The 24,859-nt window shown below is 66.4% G+C and carries 24 protein-coding genes and 1 pseudogene; 9 read left to right on the top strand and 16 right to left on the bottom strand.

All coding sequences use genetic code 11. The features are described 5' to 3' along the window. From J2T23_RS17385 to J2T23_RS17370, 4 genes and pseudogenes are all read left to right on the top strand, one after another. A pseudogene (locus tag J2T23_RS17385) lies at window positions 1–106 on the top strand (lipoyl synthase); the annotation flags it as partial. Window positions 107–194: 88 nt separating this feature from the next. After that, window positions 195–947, top strand: coding sequence for a DUF4191 domain-containing protein (locus tag J2T23_RS17380; protein WP_141181254.1), 753 nt, complete (start codon window positions 195–197; stop codon window positions 945–947). 122 nt (window positions 948–1,069) lie between these two features. Then, the gene (locus J2T23_RS17375) at window positions 1,070–1,423 is read left to right on the top strand and encodes a DUF3817 domain-containing protein (RefSeq protein ID WP_141160825.1); all 354 of its coding nucleotides are present in this window, start codon (window positions 1,070–1,072) and stop codon (window positions 1,421–1,423) included. A gap of 19 nt (window positions 1,424–1,442) precedes the next feature. Further along, a complete protein-coding gene (locus J2T23_RS17370; RefSeq protein ID WP_307362011.1) occupies window positions 1,443–2,426 on the top strand; it encodes a DMT family transporter in 984 nt (327 codons plus the stop codon). Between the two features lie 28 nt (window positions 2,427–2,454). Here J2T23_RS17370 and J2T23_RS17365 read toward each other — a convergent pair whose 3' ends face one another. Next, window positions 2,455–2,892: an RDD family protein gene (locus J2T23_RS17365; protein WP_141160826.1), complete on the bottom strand. Its 438-nt coding sequence runs from the start codon at window positions 2,890–2,892 to the stop codon at window positions 2,455–2,457. A 283-nt stretch (window positions 2,893–3,175) separates the two neighbouring features. On the opposite strand from J2T23_RS17365, the gene glnA (J2T23_RS17360) reads away from it, so the two are divergent. Next, complete coding sequence (gene glnA, locus J2T23_RS17360; protein ID WP_141160827.1) at window positions 3,176–4,600, top strand: type I glutamate--ammonia ligase; 1,425 nt, start codon at window positions 3,176–3,178, stop codon at window positions 4,598–4,600. A gap of 273 nt (window positions 4,601–4,873) precedes the next feature. Here the strand turns inward: glnA (J2T23_RS17360) and J2T23_RS17355 are convergent, their stop codons facing one another. The 3 genes from J2T23_RS17355 to glnA (J2T23_RS17345) are packed head-to-tail and all read right to left on the bottom strand — an operon-like array spanning window position 4,874 to window position 9,761. Continuing rightward, complete coding sequence (locus tag J2T23_RS17355; protein ID WP_307362007.1) at window positions 4,874–5,410, bottom strand: GNAT family N-acetyltransferase; 537 nt, start codon at window positions 5,408–5,410, stop codon at window positions 4,874–4,876. Then, a complete protein-coding gene (locus J2T23_RS17350; RefSeq protein ID WP_141160829.1) occupies window positions 5,400–8,411 on the bottom strand; it encodes a bifunctional [glutamine synthetase] adenylyltransferase/[glutamine synthetase]-adenylyl-L-tyrosine phosphorylase in 3,012 nt (1,003 codons plus the stop codon). The genes J2T23_RS17355 and J2T23_RS17350 overlap by 11 nt, the downstream gene beginning before the upstream one ends. A gap of 9 nt (window positions 8,412–8,420) precedes the next feature. Further along, window positions 8,421–9,761, bottom strand: a complete 1,341-nt coding sequence (glnA, locus tag J2T23_RS17345) for a type I glutamate--ammonia ligase (protein WP_141160830.1) — start codon at window positions 9,759–9,761, stop codon at window positions 8,421–8,423. A 276-nt stretch (window positions 9,762–10,037) separates the two neighbouring features. Between glnA (J2T23_RS17345) and panB the strand changes: the two genes are divergently transcribed. Further along, entirely contained in the window at window positions 10,038–10,925 is an 888-nt protein-coding gene (gene panB / locus J2T23_RS17340; protein WP_141160831.1) for a 3-methyl-2-oxobutanoate hydroxymethyltransferase, read from the top strand. A 15-nt stretch (window positions 10,926–10,940) separates the two neighbouring features. On the opposite strand, the gene J2T23_RS17335 is transcribed toward panB, so the two are convergent. After that, on the bottom strand, window positions 10,941–11,105 hold the full coding sequence (locus J2T23_RS17335; RefSeq protein WP_018763572.1) for an SPOR domain-containing protein: 165 nt from the start codon (window positions 11,103–11,105) through the stop codon (window positions 10,941–10,943). 122 nt (window positions 11,106–11,227) lie between these two features. On the opposite strand from J2T23_RS17335, the gene map reads away from it, so the two are divergent. Both map and ppgK read left to right on the top strand, forming a co-directional pair. Next, window positions 11,228–12,106: a type I methionyl aminopeptidase gene (gene map, locus J2T23_RS17330; protein WP_307362003.1), complete on the top strand. Its 879-nt coding sequence runs from the start codon at window positions 11,228–11,230 to the stop codon at window positions 12,104–12,106. A 111-nt stretch (window positions 12,107–12,217) separates the two neighbouring features. After that, a complete protein-coding gene (ppgK, locus tag J2T23_RS17325) occupies window positions 12,218–13,021 on the top strand; it encodes a polyphosphate--glucose phosphotransferase (protein WP_141160834.1) in 804 nt (267 codons plus the stop codon). 52 nt (window positions 13,022–13,073) lie between these two features. Here ppgK and nrdR read toward each other — a convergent pair whose 3' ends face one another. The 3 genes from nrdR to J2T23_RS17310 form a co-directional block, all read right to left on the bottom strand. Beyond that, the gene (gene nrdR / locus J2T23_RS17320; protein WP_141160835.1) at window positions 13,074–13,577 is read right to left on the bottom strand and encodes a transcriptional regulator NrdR; all 504 of its coding nucleotides are present in this window, start codon (window positions 13,575–13,577) and stop codon (window positions 13,074–13,076) included. 135 nt (window positions 13,578–13,712) lie between these two features. After that, window positions 13,713–15,086: a histidinol dehydrogenase gene (gene hisD / locus J2T23_RS17315; protein WP_307362000.1), complete on the bottom strand. Its 1,374-nt coding sequence runs from the start codon at window positions 15,084–15,086 to the stop codon at window positions 13,713–13,715. Window positions 15,087–15,090: 4 nt separating this feature from the next. Then, window positions 15,091–15,624 (bottom strand): hypothetical protein, encoded by a 534-nt coding sequence (locus tag J2T23_RS17310; RefSeq protein WP_307361998.1) that lies wholly within the window; start codon window positions 15,622–15,624, stop codon window positions 15,091–15,093. Between the two features lie 127 nt (window positions 15,625–15,751). Between J2T23_RS17310 and J2T23_RS17305 the strand changes: the two genes are divergently transcribed. Continuing rightward, on the top strand, window positions 15,752–16,252 hold the full coding sequence (locus J2T23_RS17305) for a flavin reductase family protein (RefSeq protein ID WP_141160838.1): 501 nt from the start codon (window positions 15,752–15,754) through the stop codon (window positions 16,250–16,252). 71 nt (window positions 16,253–16,323) lie between these two features. Here the strand turns inward: J2T23_RS17305 and dnaE are convergent, their stop codons facing one another. The 8 genes from dnaE to J2T23_RS17265 all read right to left on the bottom strand — a co-directional run bounded on the left by dnaE (window position 16,324) and on the right by J2T23_RS17265 (window position 24,854). Next, a complete protein-coding gene (gene dnaE, locus J2T23_RS17300) occupies window positions 16,324–19,881 on the bottom strand; it encodes a DNA polymerase III subunit alpha (protein WP_141181245.1) in 3,558 nt (1,185 codons plus the stop codon). A gap of 49 nt (window positions 19,882–19,930) precedes the next feature. Continuing rightward, entirely contained in the window at window positions 19,931–20,857 is a 927-nt protein-coding gene (locus J2T23_RS17295) for an RluA family pseudouridine synthase (protein WP_141160840.1), read from the bottom strand. Beyond that, on the bottom strand, window positions 20,850–21,422 hold the full coding sequence (lspA, locus tag J2T23_RS17290) for a signal peptidase II (protein ID WP_141160841.1): 573 nt from the start codon (window positions 21,420–21,422) through the stop codon (window positions 20,850–20,852). The genes J2T23_RS17295 and lspA overlap by 8 nt, the downstream gene beginning before the upstream one ends. 94 nt (window positions 21,423–21,516) lie before the next feature. Beyond that, window positions 21,517–22,203, bottom strand: coding sequence for a DivIVA domain-containing protein (locus J2T23_RS17285; RefSeq protein WP_307361991.1), 687 nt, complete (start codon window positions 22,201–22,203; stop codon window positions 21,517–21,519). A gap of 175 nt (window positions 22,204–22,378) precedes the next feature. After that, a complete protein-coding gene (locus J2T23_RS17280; RefSeq protein WP_141160843.1) occupies window positions 22,379–22,666 on the bottom strand; it encodes a YggT family protein in 288 nt (95 codons plus the stop codon). Window positions 22,667–22,801: 135 nt separating this feature from the next. Next, window positions 22,802–23,332, bottom strand: coding sequence for a cell division protein SepF (locus J2T23_RS17275; protein WP_141160844.1), 531 nt, complete (start codon window positions 23,330–23,332; stop codon window positions 22,802–22,804). 90 nt (window positions 23,333–23,422) lie between these two features. Further along, window positions 23,423–24,172 (bottom strand): YggS family pyridoxal phosphate-dependent enzyme, encoded by a 750-nt coding sequence (locus J2T23_RS17270; protein WP_307361989.1) that lies wholly within the window; start codon window positions 24,170–24,172, stop codon window positions 23,423–23,425. Beyond that, window positions 24,165–24,854, bottom strand: a complete 690-nt coding sequence (locus J2T23_RS17265) for a purine nucleoside phosphorylase YfiH/LACC1 family protein (protein WP_307361986.1) — start codon at window positions 24,852–24,854, stop codon at window positions 24,165–24,167. The genes J2T23_RS17270 and J2T23_RS17265 overlap by 8 nt, the downstream gene beginning before the upstream one ends. Window positions 24,855–24,859 lie beyond the last annotated feature (5 nt).

Genomic DNA, 24,859 nt, shown 5'->3' with positions numbered 1-24,859 from the left:
AAAAGGCCGCGACATCCCCGCCGAACTCGCCCACATCGCAGAAGGCATCCAGGACTCCGGCACCACCCGCCAGGAAGCCGCCACCCTCCTCGCCGCACACTCGTGACCTCCCCTTTATGAAGTGGCATAGGGCCGGGCTCTGGAAGAATCCAGCGTCCGGCCCTTTGGTTTAAGTCACGTAGAATTGAGGCACTATGGCGAAATCCCCTGACTCCAGCAACTCCACCCCGGCGGGCTCCAGCGCGGTGAAGCGCGGCCTGTTCACGCGCAAGCCCAAGGAAGCGAAGGCCAAGAAGCCCAGCAGGCTCAAGCAGATCGGCGAGGTCTTCACCATGACCCGCCGCCACGATCCCATGGTTCCGTGGCTGATGCTTTTGGTGTTCCTCGGCGTCGTGGCCGTGAGCTTCCTGGTGGGTTTCTGGCTGGACAACTGGATCACGGGCTTGATCATCGGGATCCCGCTCGGCCTGCTGGCCGCTACGTTCATCCTGTCCCGCCGGGCCGAGCGTGCTGCGTTCGCGCAGATCGAAAACCAGCCCGGCGCTTCGGGCGCTGCCCTGGGGACGCTGCGCCGCGGCTGGATCACCGAAGACCAGCCCGTTGCCGTTAACCCGCGCACGCAGGATGCCGTGTTCCGCGCCGTAGGCCGTCCCGGCGTCGTCCTTGTCAGCGAAGGCCCCACCCACCGGGTGAAGCCCCTGCTCGATGCCGAGCGCAAGCGCCTTGCCCGCATCCTCCCCAACGTTCCGGTCCACACCATCCAGACCGGCCGCGGCGAAGGCCAGGTACCGCTGAGCCAGGTGGCCAAGCAGATGGGCAAGATGAAGAACGAACTGACCAAGCTCGAAGTGAGCACGGTCTCCAAGCGCATCGCGTCCATGGGTACCAGGCTTCCCATTCCCAAAGGCATTGACCCGTACAAAGCCCGTCCCAACCGCGGACGCTAGCTGGTAGAACGCCCCGGTACCGGCCCTGCCGGTGGCCGGGGCGTTTTTTTGCGCCCTCCCCGCCGCGCGCAGGGCTTCCGCTTTCTGCGCCTCCGCTGATCACACCACGACAGGACATGACCATGCCCCTCAGGACAACGATGATCCGCGCCTTCCGCATCCTCGCCGTGGCCGAGGCCTGCAGCTGGGCAGCACTCCTTGCCGGCATGTACTTCAAATGGATTGCCGGCACCACGGAACTCGGCGTCCAGGTGGCGGGCCCCATCCACGGCGCCCTCTTCATCGGCTACGGGGTTGCCGCGCTCATGCTGTGGCGCGTGCAGCGCTGGCCGTTCCGGGTGGCAGCGCTGGCCGGGTTCTCGGCAATTTTTCCGTTCGCCACCCTGTTGTTCGAACGCTGGGCCGGGCGCCGCAGGTACCTCACCGCAGTCGAAGCAGCGGACGCCGCCACGGCCCTCGAATCAAGCCGCGCCTAACGAAGAAGGGGACACCGCTGTGGAATCCGTTGAGCAGGGACTGACGGCACAGCCGTCCGACGCGGCGGAGGTGCGGGCCGCCGGTCACCCGCGGCGCAAGCGTACGGTGGCCGTTCTCTCCCTGCTGGGAGCAACGCTGTTCTGGGCCGGCAATTATGTGGTGGGTGCGGACGCCGTCCACAGCATCGACCCCCTCAGCCTGGTCTTCCTGCGGTGGGCCATTGCGCTGGTGCCGCTGCTGCTGATCGCCCAGCTGGTGGAGCGGCCGTCGTGGCGGGCGGTTCTGGCTGCGTGGCCGTGGCTGCTGGCGCTCAGCGTGTGCGGGCTGCTCGGCTACAACCTCCTCCTGTACTTCGCCCTGGAACATACCGATGCGTTCAACGCCTCACTGATCAACGCCTTCAACCCGGCACTGATCACGCTGGCGGCGGCGGTGTTCCTGCGCGAACGGCTCACGCCCCTGGCTGTGGCCGGCGTCGTGACGGCGCTGGCGGGCGTCCTCATCGTCATCAGCGGAGGGGACGTGGGCCGGCTGGCCACTGCCGGTTTTGGCACCGGGGAAGTCTTGATGGTGGGTGCAGTGGTGGTGTGGACGGCCTACACGGTGGTCGGCCGCCTGGCACCGAAGGTCCCGCCGATTACGGCCACGGCCGTCCAGGCAGCCGTGGCTGTGGCCCTGCTGGCGCCCGTCCACCTCGCCAGGGGCGGCCTGGCCCTCCCCGCCACAGACAGTGGATTGGCGTCCTTGCTCTTCATCGCGTTCTTTCCGTCGGTGCTGTCCTACGTGCTGTGGAACCGCGCACTGACGGTCCTGCCGGCGGGAGGAGCAGGGGTGTTCCTCAACCTGATCACGGTCTTCACCGCCGTCCTGACCATGCTCGCCGGGTCCGTGCATACGGCCGCGCAGTTTGTGGGTGGCGCCATTGTGGTTGGCGGTGTGGTCCTCACGAACGCGCCGGCATTCCGGCGGCAGCAACGCGGGAGGCAACTGCCCCGCCGCTAGAACGCCGATACCTGCCGGCGGCTGGGGATCAGCGCCGGATGAGGAGCGTATTCATGGCCTTGTCGTGCAGGCCGCGCTGGTCCGGGTCGAAAATGACGGCGGGGATGACCAGGCAGAGGAGCACTGCCCTCACCAGGCCGGCCAACGGCCCGGGGGTGCCGCCGCCCGGCTTGATCACGGCTATGCCCATGATGCGGTGGCCGATGCTGTATCCGAGGGTTCCCACCAGCAGGGTCTGTTCGATGGCGAAGACGGCCAGGGTGGCCCAGGAATCGCCACCAAAGGCAAAGTTGCTGATGAGCAGGGCGATACCCCAGTCGATCATGATCGCAACGATCCTCCGCCCTGCCCGGGCGATGGACCCTGGACCTGACTCCGGCAGGCCCAGGCGCTCCCCCGGATATTTGGAGATGCCGGAAGTGTCCGGTCCGGTGAGCCAGGAGCCTATGTCTTTGCGATCTACCACTGTCCAAGTTTACCGATCCGCGCGCCGGCGGCGCGCCCATACTGTGGATCGGGCTCGACCACAGTGTGGACGGACGATACCGTGGTCATAGCAGGGCATTCTGTAACCTGCCCGAAACAATGCGGACACGGACGGGAAATCCCGGATCCATAGTCTGTTAGAAGTTTCAAGCAATCCCCCCGGCAGGTACACGCGACAGGGACAACAGGCGTTCTCCCTGATTTTGGATTGCGCTGGATCACGTGGCGTGCATGCCATATTTACATATGCGTTAGGAGCATAGATGTTCAAGACTGCGGACGAAGTCCTCAAGTTCATCAAGGACGAAGATGTAAAGTTCGTCGATATCCGCTTCACCGACCTTCCGGGTGTCCAGCAGCACTTCAACGTCCCGGCGAAGAGTGTCGACGCTGATTTCTTCGTCAACGGACAGCTCTTCGACGGTTCCTCCATCCGCGGATTCCAGGGCATCGCCGAATCTGACATGCAGCTGATCCCGGACGTCACCACCGCGTTCCTGGACACCTTCCGCATGGAGAAGACCCTCGCGCTGAACTTCTCGATCGTCAACCCGCGCACCGGCGACCCGTACCACCGCGACCCCCGCGGCGTAGCCGAAAAGGCCGAGGCCTACCTGGCCTCCACCGGCATCGCCGACACCGCGTTCTTCGCTCCCGAAGCCGAATTCTTCGTGTTCGACAACGTCCAGTACCAGTCCTCCCCCGAGGGCAGCTTCTACAAGATCGACTCCGAAGAAGCCCACTGGAACACCGGCCGCGAGGAAGAGGGCGGCAACCTGGGCTACAAGACCCCGGTCAAGGGCGGCTACTTCCCGGTTTCCCCCACCGACAAGCAGGCTGACCTGCGCGACGCCATGTGCGTTGCCCTTGACGAAGCCGGCCTCGAGGTCGAGCGCAGCCACCACGAAGTTGGATCCGCCGGCCAGGCCGAGATCAACTACAAGTTCACCACGCTGACCCACGCTGCCGATGACCTGCAGAAGTTCAAGTACGTCATCAAGAACACCGCTGACGCCTGGGGCAAGTCCGTGACCTTCATGCCGAAGCCGGTCTTCGGTGACAACGGCTCGGGTATGCACTGCCACCAGTCGCTGTGGAATGGTGGCGAGCCGCTGTTCTACGACGAGAAGGGCTACGCCGGCCTGTCCGACACCGCGCGCTGGTACATCGGTGGCCTGCTCAAGCACTCCTCCGCCGTCCTGGCCTTCACCAACCCGACGGTGAACTCCTACCGCCGCCTGGTCAAGGGCTTCGAGGCCCCGGTCAACATGGTCTACTCGCAGGGCAACCGCTCCGCCGGTATCCGTATCCCCATCACGGGTTCCAACCCCAAGGCCAAGCGCATCGAATTCCGCGCACCGGACCCCTCCTCCAACCCGTACCTGGCCTTCGCTGCCCAGCTGATGGCCGGCATTGACGGCATCCGCAACCGCATCGAGCCCCCGGCTCCCATCGACAAGGACCTCTACGAGCTCCCCGCCGAGGAAGCCAAGGACATCCCCAAGGCTCCGGGCACCCTCGAGGAAGCCCTGGAGGCCCTCCGCGAGGACAACGAGTTCCTGCAGGCCGGCGGCGTCTTCACCCAGGACCTGATCGACACCTGGATCGAGTACAAGTACGAGAACGAGATCCGTCCGCTGTCCCTGCGCCCGAACCCCTACGAGTTCGAGCTCTACTACGGCGTCTAGTCTGCGGCCTGCCCCGCAGGAGCGTTGAAGCAGCGAAAGGCGGCCACCGGTTCAACCGGTGGCCGCCTTTCGCGTTGTCCGGGCCGCGATGCCACGGACTGAGACCGTTAAGGTGGGGGCCCGCCTCCAGACGTGCTGAGACCGGGAGCCGGACCCCCTGACGAATGCCCCCCGAGACGAAGACTGTCCAGCCTTCCCCCCAACAAGGTTGGAGAACACCGCCACCCACATGATCGGGCAAACGCTTGCTAAGCGCAATGCCGGTCCGGCGCGTTACGCCGGCGCGGCGCCTGCGAAGCTGCGGAACATGGTCCGCTGTGGCCCCGCCGAACCGCCGAGGTACCGCCCTGTGTCGACGAAACCGGCGCGGCTGTACGCGGAGAAACCTGCAGGGTTCTCCTCATTGACAGAAAGTACGACGCCGGACTCGCAGCTTTGGTGCCGGGCGGTGAGCTTGCGTGCGGCCTCCACAGCGGCGGTAGCCGCCAGGGTGCCCAGCCCCTTCCCCTGGTGCCGGCTGTCGATGAGGAAGCCCCGCAGCAGCCAGGCTGAGTTGTCGTCGGGCCACCCTGCAAGGCCTGCCGCCCCCGCCTGGAGGGTCAGGACACCGGCTGCGTTTCCGCCGGACTCTACGACGTAGGGGTGCCGTGACACTTCCGCGAGCCCTGCCAGGACCATGCGCAGGGGGTCGCCCACGAACCGCTCCTGGCCGGGCAGCAGCGACATGTCCGCGATCGCGCCGAGCTGGATGGCCCGGGCGTCGGCGTCCAGGTCACGGAGCGGAATGAGCCAGACCCAGTCAGTGCCCATAGAAGACACGCTCAAAGACGGCCCGGGCCCGCCGGCTCACCCGCAGGTAGTCCTCCTCCAGCGCAGCGGCATGGCCCGGCTCGTAGCCGCACCAGCGCGCCACGGCCTCGAGGTCGCGGCGCGAGGACGGCAGGAGGTCGGAGGCCTTGCCGCTCCAGATGACGTTGGCCGACCGGATGCGGCTGGCCAGCCGCCAGGCCTCTGCAAGCAGGCCGGCGTCTGCAGCGTCCAGCAGGCCAAGATCCGCTGCGGCTCCAAGGGCCTCGAGCGTGGAGGTGGTCCGGAGTTCCGGGTGTTTCCCGGCCTGCTGGAGCTGCAGCAACTGCACCAGCCACTCGACGTCGCTCAGGCCGCCGCGGCCCAGTTTGAGGTGCCGGGCAGGGTCGGCGCCGCGCGGCAGCCGCTCCGATTCCACCCGGGCCTTGATGCGCCGGATCTCGCGTACGTCCTGTTCCGCTATGGCTTCCGGGTACCGGATGGGATCGATCAGCTTGAGGAAATCAGCGGCCAGGGCATCATCGCCGGCCATGGGCCTCGCCCGCAGAAGGGCCTGCGCCTCCCAGATGAGGGACCAGCGGCGGTAGTACTCGGCGAAGGAGTCCAGGGAACGCACCATGGCCCCGTTCTTGCCCTCGGGACGAAGGTCGGCGTCCATCTGCAGGACGCGTTCCGCCATGATGGCCGGCTTCAGTGGCTGGGTGAGCAGGCTGGACACCTTCGCCACGATGCGGGCGGCCTGTTCCTGCGCCTCCGCTTCGGAGAAACCCGGCAGGGCACGGTGGACGTACATGACATCCGCGTCGGACCCGTAGCCGATCTCCCTGCCGCCCTGGCGGCCCATGGCCACCACCAGCACGGTGGTCTTGAGCGGTCCGCCGGCGGAGACAATCCCTTCGGCCACCCGCAAGGCGCCCAGGACTGCGGCGCGGTCGGTGTCGGCGAGGGCCCTGCCCACGTGGTCCTGGTCCAGGAGGCCGGCGGAATCGGCGATCGCGATGCGGAGGATTTCCCGGCGCCGGATCAGCCGGATCAGGCGCATGGCGCTCTCGGGGTCCTCGTGCCGCGACATCTTGGCGGTGATTTCCTGCCACTGGGCTTCGAAGCCCACCGGAACCAGGTCCTTGTCCTGGCCCAGCCACGCCACGGACTCCGGCGAAACCTCCAGCAGGTCGGCTATCAACCGGGAATTGGACAACATGTGGCACAGCCGTTCGGCAGCGGCGTTGGAGTCCCGGAGCAGCCCAAGGTACCAGTGCGTGGTGCCCAGCGCCTCGCTGACGCGGCGGAAGGCAAGCAGGCCGGCGTCCGGGTCCACCCCCTCGGCGAGCCAATCGAGCAGGATCGGCAGGAGCTGGCGTTGCAGGGCTGCCCTGCGGCTCACCCCTGCCGTCAGCGCCTCAATGTGCCGCATCGCGCCCCGCGGGTCCTGGTAGCCCAGCGCCGCAAGCCGTCCCTGCGCCGCCTCAGGGGTGAGCCTGGCGTCCTCGCTGCTGAGCTTGGCCGCCGTGTTGAGCAGCGGCCGGTAGAAGATGCGCTCATGCAGTTCGCGGACCGAGCGCTTGGTGCGCTGCCACGCGGACAGCAGGGTGTCCGGGCTGGGCCGTTCGTTGGAAAACGGCCCCAGCACCGCTTTGGCCAGGGAGCGCAGCGCCGGCTCCGCAACCGGCATGAGGTGGGTGCGGCGGAGCTGGAACAGCTGGATCCTGTGTTCCAGGAGGCGCAGGTACCGGTAGGCGTTGTCAAAGGCGGCGGCGTCGGAGCGGCCAATGTAACCGCCCGCTGACAGTGCGGCGATCGCCGAAGTGGTGTCCCGCCGTCGTAATGTCTCATCTGCCTTGCCGTGCACCAGTTGGAGCAGCTGGACGGTGAACTCGACGTCGCGCAGCCCGCCGCGGCCCAGCTTGATCTGGCGCTGCTCCTCGGCGGCCGGAATGTTCTCGGTGACCCGGCGGCGCATCGCCTGCACCGATTCCACGAAGCCGTCCCGCCCGGCCGAACTCCAGATCAGCGGGGCCACGGCTTCTTCGTAGGCCCGGCCCAGTGCGGCATCGCCGGCGATGGCACGGGCCTTGAGCAGCGCCTGGAATTCCCAGCTCTCGGCCCACCTGGCGTAGTACGTCTCGTGCGAGGCGAGGGTGCGCACCAGCGGCCCCGACTTGCCCTCCGGCCGCAGGTTGGCGTCAACCTCCCACAGACCCGGTTCCCGCGCCACGGACGATATGGCCCGCGAGATGCCGCTGGCCAGGGCCGTGCCGATGGTGTTGGCCTGCGCGTCCTCCAGGCTTCCGGCGTCCACCACGTAGATGACGTCGACGTCGGAGATGTAGTTCAGCTCCCGGGCTCCGCATTTGCCCATGCCAATGACGGCGAGGCCGACGTCGGCGATGTCGGCTGCGCTGTGCTGCTCCGCGGCTTCGGCGCGGGAGACCGCCAGCGCGGCCTCGATGGCGGCAGCGGCCAGGTCCGCCAGTTCGCCGCCCACCGATGGCAGGAAGTCCAGCGGGTCCGCGGCGCAGAGGTCTTTCACGGCGAGGTCCACCAGCCCGCGCCGGTAGGCGGTGCGCAGGGCGGCGTAGGCGTCCGTTCCCGTGGCGGCAGCAACGGGCCGGGCGGCACGTGGGTCGGCGCCCACGGACTGCAGGAGGGTGGCACGCAGCCGTCCGGGATCGGCTGGCAGCGGCTCGGGGCTGGCCCGGACCTCGAACGCGTCCAGGTGCTCCGGGTGCCTGATGAGGAACTCCCCCAGGGCCTCGGAGGCGCCCAGGACCCGGTACATGGGCTCGCTTTCCTCCAGGTCGGCAGCTGCCAGGTTCCGGAGTTGCGGGTGCTTTTCAATCAGCCGGACCAGGGACTGCAGGGCGGTATCGGGGCTGGCGGCAAGCTGCAGTCCGGCGAAGAGCCTGTCCTGGTCCAGGCCTTCGAGTTCGCGCGCGGCAAGGAACCGTTCGCCCTTTTCCAGGTCGCTGAATCCGGCCGCAATGAGGCGGCGTGCCAGGCTCACGCCGGGCACCTAGAGGATGCCGAGGTTGCGCTGCAGCTCGTAGGGCGTCACCTGCAGCCGGTAGTCCTGCCACTCGGCCCGCTTGTTGCGCAGGAAGTGCTCGTAGACCTGTTCGCCAAGGATCTGCGGCATCAGCTCGGAGTCCTCCATGGAGCGGATGGCGTCGTGCAGGCTGGCCGGGAGCGGATCATGGCCCATGGCGCGGCGTTCGGCCGAGCTCAGCGACCAGACGTCGTCCTCGGCTGCGGCGGGGAGGTCATAGCCTTCCTCGATGCCCTTCAGGCCCGCGCCGAGCAGGACAGCGTAGGCGAGGTACGGGTTGGCGGCGGAGTCGATGCCCCGGTACTCGATCCGGGCGGACTGGCCCTTGCCGGGCTTGTACAGCGGCACGCGGACCAGGGCGGAGCGGTTGTTGTGGCCCCAGCTGAGGTAGCTGGGGGCCTCGCCGCCGCCCCACAGGCGCTTGTAGGAGTTGACGAACTGGTTGGTGACCGCGGTGAACTCCGGGGCGTGCTTGAGGATGCCGGCGATGAACTGGCGGGCCGTCTTGGACAGCTGGAACTCCGCTCCTGCCTCGAAGAACGCGTTGCTGTCGCCTTCGAAGAGCGAGAAGTGCGTGTGCATGCCGGACCCGGGGTGGTCGGTGAACGGCTTGGGCATGAAGGTGGCATACGTGCCCTGCTGCAGCGCCACTTCCTTGATGACGGTGCGGAACGTCATGATGTTGTCGGCCGTCTGCAGGGCGTCCGCGTAGCGAAGGTCGATCTCGTTCTGGCCCGGGCCGGCCTCGTGGTGGCTGAATTCAACCGAGATGCCCACGGATTCCAGCATGGTCACCGCGGTGCGGCGGAAGTCCTGGGCCACGCCGCCCGGCACGTGGTCGAAGTAGCCGCCCTCATCAACGGGTACCGGAGCGCCGTTCGGACCCGGTTCGTGCGACTTGAGCAGGTAGAACTCGATTTCGGGGTGCGTGTAGCAGGTGAAGCCCATGTCCGCAGCCTTGGCCAGGGTGCGCTTGAGCACGTTGCGCGGATCGGCCGCGGAGGGCTCGCCGTCAGGGGTAAGGATGTCGCAGAACATCCTGGAGGTCTGCTCGGTCTCGCCGCGCCATGGCAGGATCTGGAAGGTGGCGGGGTCCGGCTGGGCCAGCATGTCGGACTCGAAAACACGGGCCAGTCCCTCAATGGAGGAGCCGTCGAATCCGAGGCCTTCCTCGAACGCACCTTCCACTTCCGCCGGTGCCAGCGCCACGGACTTCAGCGAACCCACGACGTCGGTGAACCACAGGCGCACGAAACGTACGTCGCGCTCTTCAATTGTGCGCAGGACAAACTCTTGCTGGCGGTCCATGATGGCCTCTTCTCCGGTCAACGTCCATGCTCCGGGTCCGCGCAAAGGGGAAAGCCGGCAGCAGTTCACCATCACTGTACTAATCATTCGGCGCCGATGCTTGAGCCTGCGCCGTGCGTAACACACCATTAACCTGGCGGTTGCCCAATCGGGCCTCCGTACCGGCGCCGGCGGCGGTATGCGGGCCTGATCAGGGACGCAGCTATGGCGCTTATCACCTTTTGGCGGGGATGCCCGCGGTAGCTAGGACGGCCGGTACCGCACTACGCTCATCCCATGGCTTCCAACAGCTCCGGCTCCAGCGCGTCCGCAGAAGTACCCGCCCCGTACGGCAACGGCCCCGGCGTGCCGGTTCCTGCCGAACGGAAGCCCGCCAAGGTCCGTATCCACCACCTTCAGCAGGCCAAGCGGGACGGCACCAGGTTCGCCATGCTTACGGCGTACGAACAGTACACAGCCGGGATCTTTGACGCTGCGGGCATTGAAGTGCTCCTGGTCGGTGACTCGGCGTCCAACAACGTCTTTGGCAATGAAACCAGCCTGCCGGTGACCGTAGACGAGCTGCTCCCCCTCTGCCGGGCGGTGGCGAGGTCCGCAAAGCGCGCCCTGGTGGTGGCAGACCTGCCGTTCGGCAGCTACGAGGTCAGCGCGGAACAGGCTGTCGCCGCCGGCGTCAGGTTCCTGAAGGAAGGGCTGGCCCACGCGGTGAAGATCGAGGGCGGAAAATACTACGCCCCCACGGTCCGCGCCATGGTGCAGGCCGGCATCCCGGTGATGGCCCATATCGGCTTCACGCCGCAGAGCGAGCACGTCCTCGGCGGCTACCGCGTCCAGGGCCGCGGCGATGACGCCCAACGGCTGATCGAGGACGCACGCGCACTTGAAGAGGCCGGAGCGTTCTGCGTGCTGATGGAAATGGTTCCCGCGGAGACGGCCGCGGCGGTCGACGCGGCGCTGACCGTCCCCACCGTGGGTATCGGTGCGGGGAAGGCCACCACGGGCCAGGTCCTTGTGTGGCAGGACATGGCGGGGCTTCGCGGCGGCCGGATGGCCAAATTCGTCAAGCAGTACGCGGACCTGCGCAGCACCCTGCACGACGCCGCCACCGCCTACGGGGACGATGTCCGCTCCGGTACGTTCCCCGGCCCGGAGCACTCCTTCTAGGCAGGAAGCGGCCGGTCAGTCGTCGTCGCCCTTTTCCCAGGCCTCGTTGCGCGCCTTGACCTTCTCGATGGCGTGTTCGGCTTCTTCCCGGGTCTTGTAGGGCCCAATGAGCTGGCTCCAGTCGGAGAGCCGGTCTTCTTCCACTTCGTGGGTGTTGACGTTGAACCAGTACTCAGTCATCGTTGCTCCTCGTTCCGGCGACAGGAAAGCCGCGGGGTGATCCACGTAACACAAACACTTACGTGTGCCCTCCGCCGCTTGTCGGTTGTTAGGCGTTCTGCGGTGCCTTATATGATCAATCTATGCCTTCCCTTGCCTCTACTGCACCCACCGGAACCCTCACCCCGGGTACCGTAGGCCCGCAGCGTTCCGTCCCGGCGTCCATCCCCCGTCCGGAGTACGTCGGCAAGCCTGCCCCGGCCAAATTCACGGGTTCGGAGGTCAAGTCCGCCGAAACGATCGAGAAGATCCGCGTCGCCGGGCGGATCGCGGCCCAGGCCATCGTGGAGGTCGGCAAGCACATCCAGCCCGGTGTCACCACCGATGAGCTGGACAGGGTGGGCCACGAATTCCTGCTGGACCACCACGCGTACCCCTCCACGCTCGGGTACCGTGGATTCCCCAAGTCCCTGTGCTCCTCCCTGAACGAGGTCATCTGCCACGGCATTCCGGACAGCACAGTGGTCCAGGACGGCGACATCCTGAACATAGACATCACCGCATACCTCAACGGTGTCCACGGAGACACCAACTACACGTTCCTGGTGGGGGACGTGGACGAAGAATCGCGGCTGTTGGTGGAGCGAACCCAGGAGTCACTGAACCGCGCCATCAAAGCCGTGGCGCCCGGGCGTGAAATCAACGTGATTGGCAGGACCATCCAGTCCTACGCCAAACGTTTTGGCTACGGCGTGGTCCGCGACTTCACCGGCCACGGCGTCGGGGAAGCCTTCCACACTGGACTGATCATCCCCCACTACGACGCCGCCCCCGCCTACAACACCGTGATCGAGCCGGGCATGGTGTTCACCATCGAGCCGATGCTCACCCTGGGCACGGTGGATTGGGACATGTGGAGCGACGACTGGACCGTGGTCACCCGGGACCGCAAGCGCACCGCCCAGTTCGAGCACACCCTGCTGGTCACCGAGACCGGCGCCGAAATCCTCACCCTGCCGTAGCCCCGCCCATGCCCGCTACCGGGCATGTTGCAGGTGCCACCCGGCCGCCTGCCACGGGCCGCACCCCAGCAGCCCACTATCCTGCCCGCCCCTGTCAAGAACGGAATCCCATTGGCCAAGAAGGACGAGAAGTCGCACAAGAACGCACCGCTGATCGGTATCGACATCGGTGGTACGGGCATCAAGGGCGGCATTGTCGACCTGAAGAAGGGCAAGCTCCTGGGCGAACGCTTCCGGGTGCCGACCCCGCAGCCCGCCACGCCTGAAGCAGTCGCCGAGGCCGTAGCCCTGGTGGTGGCCGAACTCTCGGCCCGCCCGGAAGCTCCGGAGGCCGGTTCCCCCGTGGGCGTGACCTTCCCGGGAATCATCCAGCACGGCGTGGTCCACTCCGCCGCCAACGTGGACAAGAGCTGGCTGGACACGGACATCGACGCCCTCCTCACCGCCCGGCTTGGCCGTCCGGTGGAAGTCATCAACGACGCCGACGCCGCAGGGCTGGCGGAGGCGCGGTACGGTGCCGGCGCCGGAGTCTCCGGCACGGTCCTGGTGATCACGCTCGGTACCGGCATCGGTTCAGCCTTCATCTTCGATGGAAAGCTCGTGCCCAACGCAGAGCTGGGTCACCTTGAAATTGACGGCCACGACGCCGAATCGAAGGCGTCCGCCGTTGCCCGCGAACGGGACGGCCTGTCATGGGACGAGTACAGCGTGCTCCTGCAGCGCTACTTCTCGCATGTGGAGTTCCTGTTCTCACCGGAACTGTTCATCGTGGGCGGCGGCATTTCCAAGCGCGCCGACGAGTACCTTCCCAACCTCAAGCTCCGCACCCCGATTGTCCCGGCTGTCCTGCGGAACGAGGCAGGCATTGTGGGCGCAGCCCTGGAGATCGCACTCCAGCACAAGCTGGCAAAGTAGGAGTGGTGCCGGTGGCGGCTGCGGCTTCCCCTCCGCTGCCGCCACCGGAGTTTTAGAGGGGGCTCTTCTCGGAGCTCTTTGCGGCACCGGCTGCGCCCTTGGCGCCTTCGCCGGCCTCGTGGCGGAGCAGTGCAATGGCAGTCTCGAAGTCCTCGAGGGAATCAAAGGCCTGGTACACGCTGGCAAAGCGGAGGTAGGCCACCTCATCGAGTTTCTGCAGCGGTCCAAGGATGACCAGTCCCACTTCATGGGCTTCGATTTCAGCGGCCCCGGATGCACGGATCTGCTCTTCGACTTCCTGGGCCAGCATGGCGAGGTCGTCCTCGCTCACGGGCCGGCCCTGGCAGGCCTTGCGCACACCGTTGATCACCTTGCTGCGGCTGAACGGTTCACCGACGCCGGAGCGCTTGATGACGGACAGGCTGGTGGTTTCCACCGTGGTGAAGCGGCGGCCGCATTCGGGGCACTGACGGCGCCTGCGGATGGCCGAGCCGTCGTCCGTCATCCGGCTGTCCACCACGCGGGAATCAGGGTTTCGGCAGAACGGGCAGTACATGGCGTTCCCCCTTTTCGCTCGTGGTGTGCAACGGTGTGGAAGCCAGCAGCACCGCCGGGGGGCGGTGCCGTGGCATGACCCAGTTTACGGGCAGATGTGGGGTAATAACAATCCTGTAATTACTACATGTAGTGGTCACTGGTCGCCCGGGAACCGTGCCGTGACGGCGTCCCCGTGGGCCGGAAGGTCCTCGGCCCGGGACAGGCTTACGATGTGCCCGCTGACCTCAGCCAGGGCGTCCCGGCTGTAGTTGATGACCTGGATGGCCCGCAGGAAGGTGGTCACGTTCAGGCCGGAGGAAAAAGCGGCCGTCCCGCTGGTGGGCAGCACATGGTTGGAGCCGGCGCAGTAGTCGCCAAGGCTGACCGGACTGTAATCTCCCACGAAGATGGCGCCGGCATTGCGGATGCGGGCGGCCACGGCGGGGGCGTTCCGGGTCATGATTTCCAGGTGTTCCGCGGCATAGGCGTCACAGGCAGCGATCCCTTGTTCCAGGCCGTCAACCAGCACCACGCCCGACTGCGGGCCGGACAGCGCCTCCTGCACCCTGGCCGAGTGCTTGGTAGCGGCGGCCTGCAGCGCCAGTTCAGCACGCACGGCGGCGGCCAGGTCTTCGGAGTCGGTGATGAGCACTGACGCGGCCTTGGGATCGTGCTCGGCCTGGCTGAGAAGATCGGCGGCCACCAGGGCGGGCTGGGCGGAATCGTCGGCGAGGATCGCAATCTCCGTGGTTCCCGCCTCGGAGTCGATGCCCACCACGCCCTTGACCAGGCGCTTGGCCGTGGCGACGAAAATATTGCCGGGACCTGTCACCACATCCACCGGTTCCAGTGCCGGACCAGCCTCAGCGGCTTCGATGCCATAGGCGAACGCGGCGATGGCCTGGGCTCCGCCAATGGCGTAAACCTCGGTGATGCCCAGCAGCGCTGCCGCCGCCAGGATGGTGGGGTGCGGCAGGCCGCCGAATTCCTTTTGCGGGGGCGAGGCCAAGGCAATGGATTCCACGCCGGCCGCCAGGGCGGGCACGACGTTCATGATCACCGACGACGGGTACACGGCGAGGCCGCCGGGAACGTACAGTCCCACGCGGGCCACAGGCACCCAGGTCTGGCTCACCACGGCGCCGTCGCCGAGCTCGATGTCGACATTGCGGGGACGCTGCCCGTCCGCGAACTTCCGCGCGCGGCTGATGGATTCCTCGAGTGCGGCCCGCACGGCCGGGTCAAGCTGGTCCAGTGCTGCGGCGATTGCCTCCCCGGGAACCAGCGGGTGCTGCTGCTCCACGCCGTCGAACCGTTCAGCAAGTTCTGCCAGCGCCGCGAAGCCGCCCTGCCGGACGGCGGAAATGATCTGCAGGACCTTCTCCTCGGCGTCCGCCACGGTCTGGCCCTTGGCACGCGGCACCGCGGCCCGAAGAGCCGGCAGGGTCAGGTTGCGGCCCCGAAGGTCAATGGTGCGGAAGTCGACGGCGGCTGTCACGGGGGCGGGGAAATCCGGGGATGTGGTCACCGCTCTATTTTACGGGGCTGTTCGCCCCCGCCGTTTCCATCCCGGCTTCGTCGGGCTGCCTGCCGGCCGCTGTAACCAGTTCAAGGATGAAGACCGACACGGCGGTCGCGGCGGGCCAGAGCAGGAGGACCGGCCATGCCCGCAGGGAGAAGGCGATGCTGGCATTCGCTCCGGTGTCCACGGCAGGGCCCCACAGCCGTCCGGCCAGGACCCCTGTCCCCCAGGCCACGGCGCTGCCCGCCAGCGCCCCGGCCAGCCCGGCCAGCAGGGCCACCTGCGTGTCGGAACGCTTGCCGTCGGCCAGGAACACGGCCAGCAGGCAGCCGGCCACAACCAGGATGCCTGCGAGGGTGAGGTCGCGGGGAAGCCACACCAGGGGCGCCGTTCCGGCTGCCAGGGCGGGGTCCCGGGTAATCAGGTTCAACCCGCCCGGCGCCAGGATCCACCATAGGAGTCCCGCCGGAATGCCAGCCGCCGCCGGGACCAGCAGCAGGGACCAGGGCAGCCGCCGCCTGGCGGGGCGGGCGAAGTTCGTCATGCAACACACCTTAACAAAGGTTCCTGCAAGGTCATTCGAGCCGGTCCTCCCGCCGCCTGTTTTCCGGCCATGACCGCGGGCCAATACGCTTGGGGAAAGAGTTACGCCACCTAGTCCAGGAGTTCCGGTGACCGACAACAGCGAGCCGTTCGAGCAGACGTTCAGGGAGATGTTCCGCCGCCATGCCGCGGGCGTCGCCATCATCACCGTGAATTACCAGGACGAGCCCTATGGCTTTACCGCCACGTCGGTGGCTTCCCTGTCGGCAAAGCCGCCGCGCTTCACCTTCAACATGGCGCGCAGTTCCAGGTCCTGGCCCGCCGTGGCCAACACGCAGTACTTGGGAGTGCACATGCTGGGCCTGGACAACCAGGAACTTGCTGCCCGCTTCGCCCGCCCCGGGAACCGCTTTGAAGGCAACCACTGGGAAATTGGTCCGCACGGGGTGCCCATCCTCAAGGATGTCGCCGGGTGGCTGATCGGCGAGATCCAGATGCGCCTTTCCTTCGAGAACAACGCCGTCGTGGTGGTCCAGGTGGTGGACGGCCAGGTGGGCGGCGAAGGATCGCCGCTGCTGTACCACGGGGGCGCCTATGGGCAGCCGGTGCCGCTGGACTACGAGATCTGACAGCTTCGGTGGAACGGCACAAAGGGGCGGCCGACGACGGGAGGTGATTCCCGGCGTCGGCCGCCTGTTTGTCAGGCGTCCAGGCAGGCCGGGCCCAGCAGGACCTTGAGGTCACCGAACAGCGACGGGCTGGGGTTCACCCGAAGGTGGACGGGGAGGCCCATGATCTCGGTCCGGGTGTCACCTTGCAGGTGCAGCCGGACCTCCGAGTTGCCCCGATGGGTGCGCAGCACGTCCCCAAGCTCCGTGACCACGGCCTCAGTGGCCTTGTGCGTGGGCATGGTGATCACCAGGGGCCCGTGCAGCCCTTCGCTGAGGTCCGGAACGGAAAGCTCCATGCAGTTCAGGGTGATGGCGCCGTCGTCGCGCTTCTGGAGCCTGCCTTTGACCACCACGATCAGGTCCTCGGCAAGCACGGAGGCGATGGGTCCGTAGACCTGGCCGAAGAACATGACTTCAATCGAACCGCCCAAGTCCTCAATTTCCGCACGGGCGTAGGCGTTGCCGCTGGCTTTCGCGATGCGGCGGCTCAGGGAGGTGATCATGCCCGCGATGGTGATGATGGCCCCGTCCTGCGGGCCGTCCTCGCCCAGGATCGTGGTGATGCTCATCTCGGCGTGCTGGGCCAGGAGGCCTTCGAGCCCCTGCAGCGGGTGGTCGGAGACGTACAGGCCCAGCATGTCGCGTTCGAAGGAGAGCTTGTCCTTCTTCTCCCACTCAGGCAGGTCCGGAATCTCGATGCTGAGGGACGCCTCCGACTCGGCCTCCTCGAAGCCGGCAAAGAGGTCGAACTGGCCGATCGCCTCGTTCCGTTTCAAGGTGATGACGGAGTCGATGGCCTCTTCGTGGATCATTGCAAGCGCGCGCCGGTGGTGGCCCAGGGAGTCGAACGCCCCGGACTTGATCAGGGATTCGATGGTCCTCTTGTTGCAGACCACCGCCGGCACCTTCATCAGGTAGTCCTTGAAGGACGTGTAGGCGCCTTCGCTCTCGCGTGCCGTGACCATGGCCTCGACGGCATTGGCACCGACGTTGCGGATGGCGCCCATGCCGAAGCGGATGTCATTGCCCACAGGGGTGAAGTTCAGGGCGGACTCGTTGACATCCGGGGGAAGCACCGTGATGCCCATGCGGCGGCACTCGTTCAGGTAGATGGCGGACTTGTCCTTGTCGTCACCGACCGACGTCAGCAGCGCTGCCATGTACTCGGGTGCGTAGTGCGCCTTCAAATACGCGGTCCAGTAGGAGATGACTCCATACGCTGCCGAGTGTGCCTTGTTGAAGGCGTAGTCGGAGAAGGGCAGGAGGATGTCCCAGAGGGTCTTGACCGCTTCCATGGAGTAGCCGTTGTCCTGCATGCCCTGCGAGAAGCCGGCAAACTGCTTGTCCAGCTCCGACTTCTTCTTCTTGCCCATGGCGCGCCGGAGGATATCTGCCTGGCCCAGCGAGTAGCCGGCCAGCTTCTGGGCTACGGCCATCACCTGCTCCTGGTACACGATCAGGCCGTACGTTCCGCCCAGGATCTCCTTGAGCGGTTCCTCCAGCTCCGGGTGGATGGGAATGACTTCCTGGATCCCGTTCTTGCGCAGCGCATAGTCGGTGTGCGCGTTGGCGCCCATGGGGCCCGGCCGGTAGAGCGCCAGCACGGCGGAGATGTCTTCGAAGTTGTCAGGCTTCATGAGCTTGAGCAGGGACCGCATGGGTCCGCCGTCGAGTTGGAACACCCCCAGGGTGTCGCCGCGGGCCAGGAGCTCGTAGGACGGTGCGTCGTCGAGCTCCAGGTTTTCCAGGTCCAGGTCGATGCCGCGGTTCATCTTGATGTTCTCGAGGGCGTCGGAAATGATCGTCAGGTTCCGCAGGCCCAGGAAGTCCATCTTGATCAGGCCCAGGCCCTCGGACGTGGGGTAATCGAACTGGGTGATCACCTGGCCGTCCTGGAAGCGGCGCATGATGGGGATGACATCGATGATGGGGTCCGAGGACATGATCACGCCGGCGGCGTGCACGCCCCACTGCCGCTTCAGGCCCTCGATGCCGAGGGCCGTCTCGAAGACCTTGGCAGCCTCGGGGTCGGTGGCGATCAGCTGCCGGAAGTCGCCGGCCTCGCTGTAGCGCTTGGCGTCCGGGTTCTGGATGTCCGCGAGGGGGATGTCCTTGGCCATGACTGCCGGAGGCAGCGCCTTGGTCAGCGTCTCGCCCATGCTGAACGGGTAGCCCAGGACGCGAGAGGAGTCCTTGAGGGCCTGCTTGGTCTTGATGGTGCCGTAGGTGACGATCATCGCCACGCGTTCGTCACCGTATTTGCGGGTGACGTAGTCGATGACTTCCGAGCGTCGCCGGTCATCGAAGTCGACGTCGAAGTCGGGCATGGAGACGCGGTCCGGGTTGAGGAAGCGTTCGAAGATCAGGCCGTGGCGCAGGGGGTCGAGGTCGGTGATGCGCATGGCGTAGGCCACCATGGAGCCTGCACCCGAGCCACGGCCGGGGCCAACGCGGATGCCGTTGTTCTTGGCCCAGTTGATGAAGTCGGCGACCACCAGGAAGTAGCCGGGGAACCCCATGGACGTGATAACGCCGAGCTCGTAATCAGCCTGCTTGCGGACCTCGTCCGGGATACCTCCCGGGTAGCGGTACTGCAGGCCCTTGTCCACTTCCTTGACCAGCCAGGAGGTTTCGTCCTCGCCGGGCGGGCAGGGGAACCGGGGCATGAAGTTGGCATCCGTGTTGAAGGACACCTCGCAGCGTTCGGCGATCAGCAGGGTGTTGTCGCAGGCGTCGGGGTGGTCGCGGAAGAGCTCGCGCATTTCCTGCGGGGACTTGAGGTAGTAGCCGCTGCCGGAGAACGCGAACCTCGAGCCGCCGTTGTCATAGGTGGGTTCCAGCAAAGTGGAGCCGGACTGGATGGCCAGCAGGGCCTCGTGCGCCTTGGCGTCGTGCTCGTGGGTGTAGTGCAGGTCGTTGGTGGCCACCAGGGGCAGGTTCAGGTCCTTGGCGAGCCGCAGCAGGTCGCCGGTGACCCGCCGTTCGATGTCCAGCCCGTGGTCCATCAGTTCGCAGAAGTAGTTCTCAGCGCCGAAGATGTCGCGGAACTCGGCCGCGGCCTCCAGTGCTTCGCGGTACTGGCCGAGACGGAGCCGGGTCTGAACCTCGCCGGAAGGGCAGCCCGTGGTGGCGATGAGCCCCTCTGAATACGTGTTGAGCAGCTCCCGGTCCAGCCTGGGCCACTTGCCGAAGACCGAGTCGAGGGAGGCGATGGACGAGGCCCGGAAGAGGTTCCGCATGCCCACGTTGTTGTAGCTCAGGAGCGTCATGTGCGTGTAGGAACCGCCGCCGGAGACGTCGTCCTTGCGCTGGGACTCATCGCCCCAGCGCACGCGTTCCTTGTCCGTCCGGGCAGTCCCGGGCGTTACATACGCTTCGACGCCGATGATCGGCTTGATGCCCTTGTCCGTGGCCTTGCGCCAGAAATCGAACGCGCCGAACAGGTAGCCGTGGTCGGTGGTGGCGAGGGCCGGCATTCCCAGGCGCTCGGTTTCATCGAACAGCTCCCCCAGGCGGGCAGCTCCATCCAGCATGGAATATTCGGTGTGGGTGTGCAGGTGGACAAACGAATCATTGCTGGAACTCACCGCACTATTCTAAGCGCTGCCCCCGGGCGGTCCGGCCAGGCCGGCCGTGTCAGGCCTGGCCGGACTCCAGCACTTCCAATGCGTAGGCCAGGTCCTGCGGGTACTCGCTGCTGACCGTAACCCGCTCCCCCGTCACAGGGTGGTCGAAGGCGAGTTGACGGGCGTGCAGCCACTGCCGGGTCAATCCCAGGGTGGCGGCCAGGCGGGGATCGGCGCCGTAGGTCAGGTCACCGGCGCAGGGGTGCCGGAGCGCGGAGAAATGGACACGGATCTGGTGCGTGCGGCCCGTTTCGAGGTGGACCTCCACCAGGCTGGCCTTGCCGAACGCCTCCAGGACTTCGTAATGGGTCACGGAGGGGCGCCCGTCCTCGATGACGGCGAAACGCCAGTCGTGCCCGGGGTGGCGGCCGATCGGGGCGTCGATGGTTCCGGTCAAGGGATCAGGCAGGCCCTGCACCACGGCGTGGTAAACCTTGTCCACGGTGCGCTCCTTGAAGGCGCGCTTGAGGGCTGTGTAGGCGCGCTCGGATTTGGCCACCACCATCACCCCGGAGGTGCCGACGTCGAGCCGGTGGACGATTCCGGCCCGCTCCGGGGCACCCGAGGTGGAGATGCGGTACCCGGCGGCGGCAAGGCCGCCCACCACAGTCGGCCCCACCCAGCCCGGTGAGGGATGGGCTGCCACGCCCACGGGTTTGTCGACGACGACGAAATCGTCGTCATCGAGCAGGATATTCAGGCCTTCCACGGCTTCCTCCACGACTTCAAGCGGGTCCCGCCGTTCCGGGACGGTGACCTCCAGGGTGTCCCCGGTGACGAGTTTTGCCGACTTGCCCAGGGCCTTGCCCCGGTTGAGCACGTGGCCGTCGGCAAGCAGGGAGGCGGCGACGGACCGCGAGACGCCCAGGATCCCTGCCAGGCCGGCATCAGCGCGTGCCCCGCCGTACTCTTCGGGGATAACCACGTGGTCAGTCATGGCCGGCCGTGTCCTTGTGTGCGCTCCCCAGCCGCGTTCCGTCCAGGGCGATCCCGCGGATGGTCAGGATGCAGATGATGGCGACGGCGGACACGACGGCGGAGTCGGCAATGTTAAAGATCGCGAAATTGGGGAGCTGGATGAAGTCCACCACGTGTCCCATGCCGAAGGACGGTTCACGGAAGAGCCGGTCGGTAAGGTTCCCCAGCGCCCCGCCCAGCAGCAGGCCCAGGGCCAGGGACCACCAGGCGGAGCCCAGCCGGCGGACCTGGAACAGGATGGCGATGGCGACACCGGCCATGATGATCGAAAACACCCAGGTGACGTTCTCGCCGATGGAGAAGGCAGCCCCGGAGTTCCGGATGAAGTACCAGTGCAGCAGTGGGGGCAGGACCGGGATCCGCTCCCCTTCCACCATGGTGGAAGTGACCCAGAGTTTGGTCAGCTGGTCCAGGACGTAGGCGAAGACCGCGAACCCCGCGAAGAGGGACAGCAGCACCGCCCGGCGGGGGCGCGGCGAAGGTGGGACAGGGCGTGCCGCATCGGCGGCAAGTTCGTCAGTCATGGTGCTTTCAATTCGTGGAACTTGGGTGTGAATGCCAAAAGCCGGTGGCCGAGGAATCCTCAGCCACCGGCTTTCAGAATACGTGCTGCCAGCCTTAGTTGGCTTCGCTGACTTCCGGGGTCGCGACGGAGCCGCGGGCATCCAGGTCGCGGAGCTGGCCTTCGATGTAGGCCTTGAGGCGTGAACGGTAATCGCGTTCGAAGCCGCGGAGCTGCTCCACCTTGCGTTCCAGGACGGAGCGCTGCTGTTCCAGGGCACCGAGGATCTTGCGGGACTTTTCCTGCGCGTCGTTGACGAGGCTGCTGGCTTCGATCTGCGCTTCGGCGATGATCTTGTCCTTCTGGGCCTGGCCGTCGGCGACGTGGCGGTCATGCATCTGCTGTGCCATGGCCAGCAGGCCGGCGGCGGATTCAGCAGAAGGCGTGGCAACAGCGGCGGGCGCGGCCGGTGCAGCTGCAGCCGGGGCAGCCGGCTGGACGTCCTTCTTCTTGCTGGCTTCGGCTGCCTTGGCCTCTGCCTCTGCCTTCTCGCGGGCTTCGTCCTTGTCGGACTTGGCCGGCGCAGGGACCTTCTCCACCACGGGAGCGGCGGCAGAGCTTGCCGGAACGCTGGAACCTGCTTCGGAGAGCTTCTTGCGGAGCTCGTCGTTTTCCTGGTTCAGGCGGCGGAGTTCGACGACGATTTCGTCCAGGAAGTCGTCAACTTCGTCCTGGTCATAGCCCTCACGGAACTTGGTGGGCTGAAAGCGCTTGTTGACAACGTCTTCTGGCGTCAAAGCCATCTGGTCACCTCACTGGTCTGGTTAGTCAGTAGGCCTTCCGGCCGTCAAAACTAAGGTACCTAAATTTGGTCTGCTTACTCTAATTCAACACTGCGGTGTCAAACGGGAGGTTTCTTCGCTTTACAGTAGCCGTTCCGGGAGGGAACAGGCTGCATTGCTGGGCCTGGCGGAAAAATCAGGCCAGTCCCCTGGTGACGTTCATGGCGATACTGACGCCGATGAACAGGATCAGGAAGCCCAGGTCCAGGGAGACTCCGCCAAGCCGGAGCGGCGGGATCAGCCGCCGCAGGCCCTTCAGTGGAGGGTCCGTGATGGAGTAGACGGCGTGCGCTGCCACCAGCGCAGCGCCCCGGGGCCGCCATTCCCTTGCGAACATCTGTACCCAGTCGAACACCAGGCGGATGATGAGGGCCACGAAGAACAGCAGCAGGGCGAGATAGAGAAGTCCGAAAACAATTCCCATGACTTATTTCATATCTCCATATTCATGCGGCCCGGCCCTGGCGGCGGCCGCTGTCGTACTGCTGTTGTCTTGTCTATTTCAGCACAGATGCCAGACAGGTGTCCCTGCCTGGCATCTATGAACAGCCTGTGGTGCTTAGCTTTGGTTGAAGAAGCTGGCCTGCGTGTCGCTGGCCTTCTTGTCGTCACCAATCACTTCGACGTAGGACGGTGAGAGCAGGAACACCTTGTTGGTGACCCGTTCGATGCTTCCGCGCAGGCCGAAGACGAGTCCTGCCGAGAAGTCCACCAGGCGCTTGGCGTCGGCCTCACCCATGTCCGTGACGTTCATGATCACCGGAATACCATCCCGGAAGCTCTCGCCGATGAGCTTGGCATCGTTGTAGGAGCGCGGGTGGATGGTGGTGATCTGGCGCAGGCCGGTGTTCTCTTCACGGCTCGAGGCCGCACGCTTTATGGGGGTCACAGGGGCGCGGTATTCCTCTTCAGGGGCGTAGGACGCCTCGCGGCTGACTTCGCGGACCGGCGCCGGGGCACGGCGTTCTTCGCGGTCGACTTCCATCGGTTCGTCCTCATCCTTACGTGTGGTCTGTTGCTCGGGCTCGTAATGCTCATCGCCGTCGGCGAGCCCAAGATAGATCATTGTCTTGCGCAGAGCGCCGGCCATGGTCGACTCCTAATCGTGTCCCGTAAGCGGGCCGCCCAATGATTTGACAGCACTGGAGTCCCCCGCCCATCACTTCCAATAGGACCGACGCTACCCCACGGCAGGACGGGAACCGAGAATATCGGAACCGATTCGCAGGTGTGTCGCCCCGAACTTGATGGCAGCCTCCAGGTCCTGGCTCATACCGGCTGAGATGGCACCGGCACCGGGGTGCGCCGCCACCAGCAGGGCGGAAACGGCGGCCAGTTTTTCGAACGCCGGCCCGGGCGGGGCGCCCAGCGGAGCCACTGCCATGACGCCTGCCAGCTTGAGGCCATCGGCACCGGCAATCCGCTCTGCCAGGAGTGGCACGTCGGCGGGTGCTGCCCCGCCGCGGTGCGTGCCGCCGTCGTCGTCCTCAAGGCTGACCTGGATGAAGCACTCCAGCTGGGCACGCCCACTGGAATCCATCTCGTTCCGCACGGCCTTCGCCAGGGCGTCCACCAGCTGCGGCCGGTCCACCGAATGGACGGCGGCCGCGTAGCGCGCCACGGACCTGGCCTTCTTTGTCTGCAGCTGGCCCACAAAGTGCCACGCCAGCTTTAGGTCGGCGAGCTCCAGCGCCTTGGCGGCAGCTTCCTGGTCCCGGTTCTCGCCCACATCCGTGACACCGAGGGCGGCCAGGCGCCGGATGTCAGCTGCGGGGTGGAACTTGGTGACCACGATCAGCGAGGGGAGGTTGCCACTGCGGCCCGCTTCGCCGGCCGCTGCGGCGATCCGCTTCCGCACCACAGCGAGCCTGTCGGCGAGTTCTGCGCGGCGGGGATCGTGTTCCGGCCTGTCGTCCGGCCGCTCAACCATGGCACCAGACCAATCCGGCGAAGCGGCCCGTGTTCCGGTCCCGGCGGTACGAGTACAGCGAGTCCGTTTCCAGGGTGCAGCCGCCCGCATATTCCACCTGAACCCCCGCAGCCTCCAGCTGCGCCCGGGCACCAGCGGGCAGGTCCAGCGCCGGCGTGCCCCAGGCGGTGGTGCTCCGGGTTGCCGGAACCAGGGCTGACACCTCAGCGCGCAGGGCGTCGGGGACTTCGTAACAGGACCCACAGATCGACGGACCCAGCCAGGCCCGGATACGGGCGGCGCCCAGGGACTTCATGCTGTCCACGGCGGCCGGCAGGACGCCGTTGGCGATCCCGGGGCGGCCGGCATGCACGGCGGCAAGGACGGGTCCGTTCCCGGACTCCCCCGCCAGCAGCACCGGAATGCAGTCCGCCACCATGACAGCCAGGGGCAAGCCGCGGGACACCATGGCGTCGGCTTCGGGCGCAGGTGACCCGGCGTCCATGATGGCCACGGTATTGCCGTGGACCTGGTTCATGAAACGCAACGAGCCGGGCGCCGCGGCAATGGACTCTTCCAGTCGCGACCGGCGCTCCCGGACCGCGGCGGGATCATCCCCCACGTGCAGGGCAAGGTTGCCCGCTCCCGTGTCGGTGAATGCGGCCGACACCCCGGGAAGGATGTCGGCGCGCCAATGGAACAATCCGC

Source organism: Pseudarthrobacter niigatensis (genome assembly GCF_030812615.1).
GTDB lineage: Bacteria > Actinomycetota > Actinomycetes > Actinomycetales > Micrococcaceae > Arthrobacter > Arthrobacter niigatensis.
This window is presented reverse-complemented; position numbering and strand designations above follow the sequence as displayed.

Excerpts from the sequence above, each read along its gene's own strand:
- J2T23_RS17380 (WP_141181254.1), top strand. The coding sequence starts at position 195 with ATGGCGAAATCCCCTGACTCCAGCAACTCCACCCCGGCGGGCTCCAGC.
- J2T23_RS17375 (WP_141160825.1), top strand. The coding sequence starts at position 1,070 with ATGCCCCTCAGGACAACGATGATCCGCGCCTTCCGCATCCTCGCCGTG.
- glnA (WP_141160827.1), top strand. The coding sequence starts at position 3,176 with ATGTTCAAGACTGCGGACGAAGTCCTCAAGTTCATCAAGGACGAAGAT.
- J2T23_RS17355 (WP_307362007.1), bottom strand. The coding sequence starts at position 5,410 with ATGGGCACTGACTGGGTCTGGCTCATTCCGCTCCGTGACCTGGACGCC.
- glnA (WP_141160830.1), bottom strand. The coding sequence starts at position 9,761 with ATGGACCGCCAGCAAGAGTTTGTCCTGCGCACAATTGAAGAGCGCGAC.
- panB (WP_141160831.1), top strand. The coding sequence starts at position 10,038 with ATGGCTTCCAACAGCTCCGGCTCCAGCGCGTCCGCAGAAGTACCCGCC.
- J2T23_RS17335 (WP_018763572.1), bottom strand. The coding sequence starts at position 11,105 with ATGACTGAGTACTGGTTCAACGTCAACACCCACGAAGTGGAAGAAGAC.
- map (WP_307362003.1), top strand. The coding sequence starts at position 11,228 with ATGCCTTCCCTTGCCTCTACTGCACCCACCGGAACCCTCACCCCGGGT.
- nrdR (WP_141160835.1), bottom strand. The coding sequence starts at position 13,577 with ATGTACTGCCCGTTCTGCCGAAACCCTGATTCCCGCGTGGTGGACAGC.
- J2T23_RS17310 (WP_307361998.1), bottom strand. The coding sequence starts at position 15,624 with ATGACGAACTTCGCCCGCCCCGCCAGGCGGCGGCTGCCCTGGTCCCTG.
- J2T23_RS17295 (WP_141160840.1), bottom strand. The coding sequence starts at position 20,857 with ATGACTGACCACGTGGTTATCCCCGAAGAGTACGGCGGGGCACGCGCT.
- lspA (WP_141160841.1), bottom strand. The coding sequence starts at position 21,422 with ATGACTGACGAACTTGCCGCCGATGCGGCACGCCCTGTCCCACCTTCG.
- J2T23_RS17285 (WP_307361991.1), bottom strand. The coding sequence starts at position 22,203 with ATGGCTTTGACGCCAGAAGACGTTGTCAACAAGCGCTTTCAGCCCACC.
- J2T23_RS17280 (WP_141160843.1), bottom strand. The coding sequence starts at position 22,666 with ATGGGAATTGTTTTCGGACTTCTCTATCTCGCCCTGCTGCTGTTCTTC.
- J2T23_RS17275 (WP_141160844.1), bottom strand. The coding sequence starts at position 23,332 with ATGGCCGGCGCTCTGCGCAAGACAATGATCTATCTTGGGCTCGCCGAC.
- J2T23_RS17270 (WP_307361989.1), bottom strand. The coding sequence starts at position 24,172 with ATGGTTGAGCGGCCGGACGACAGGCCGGAACACGATCCCCGCCGCGCA.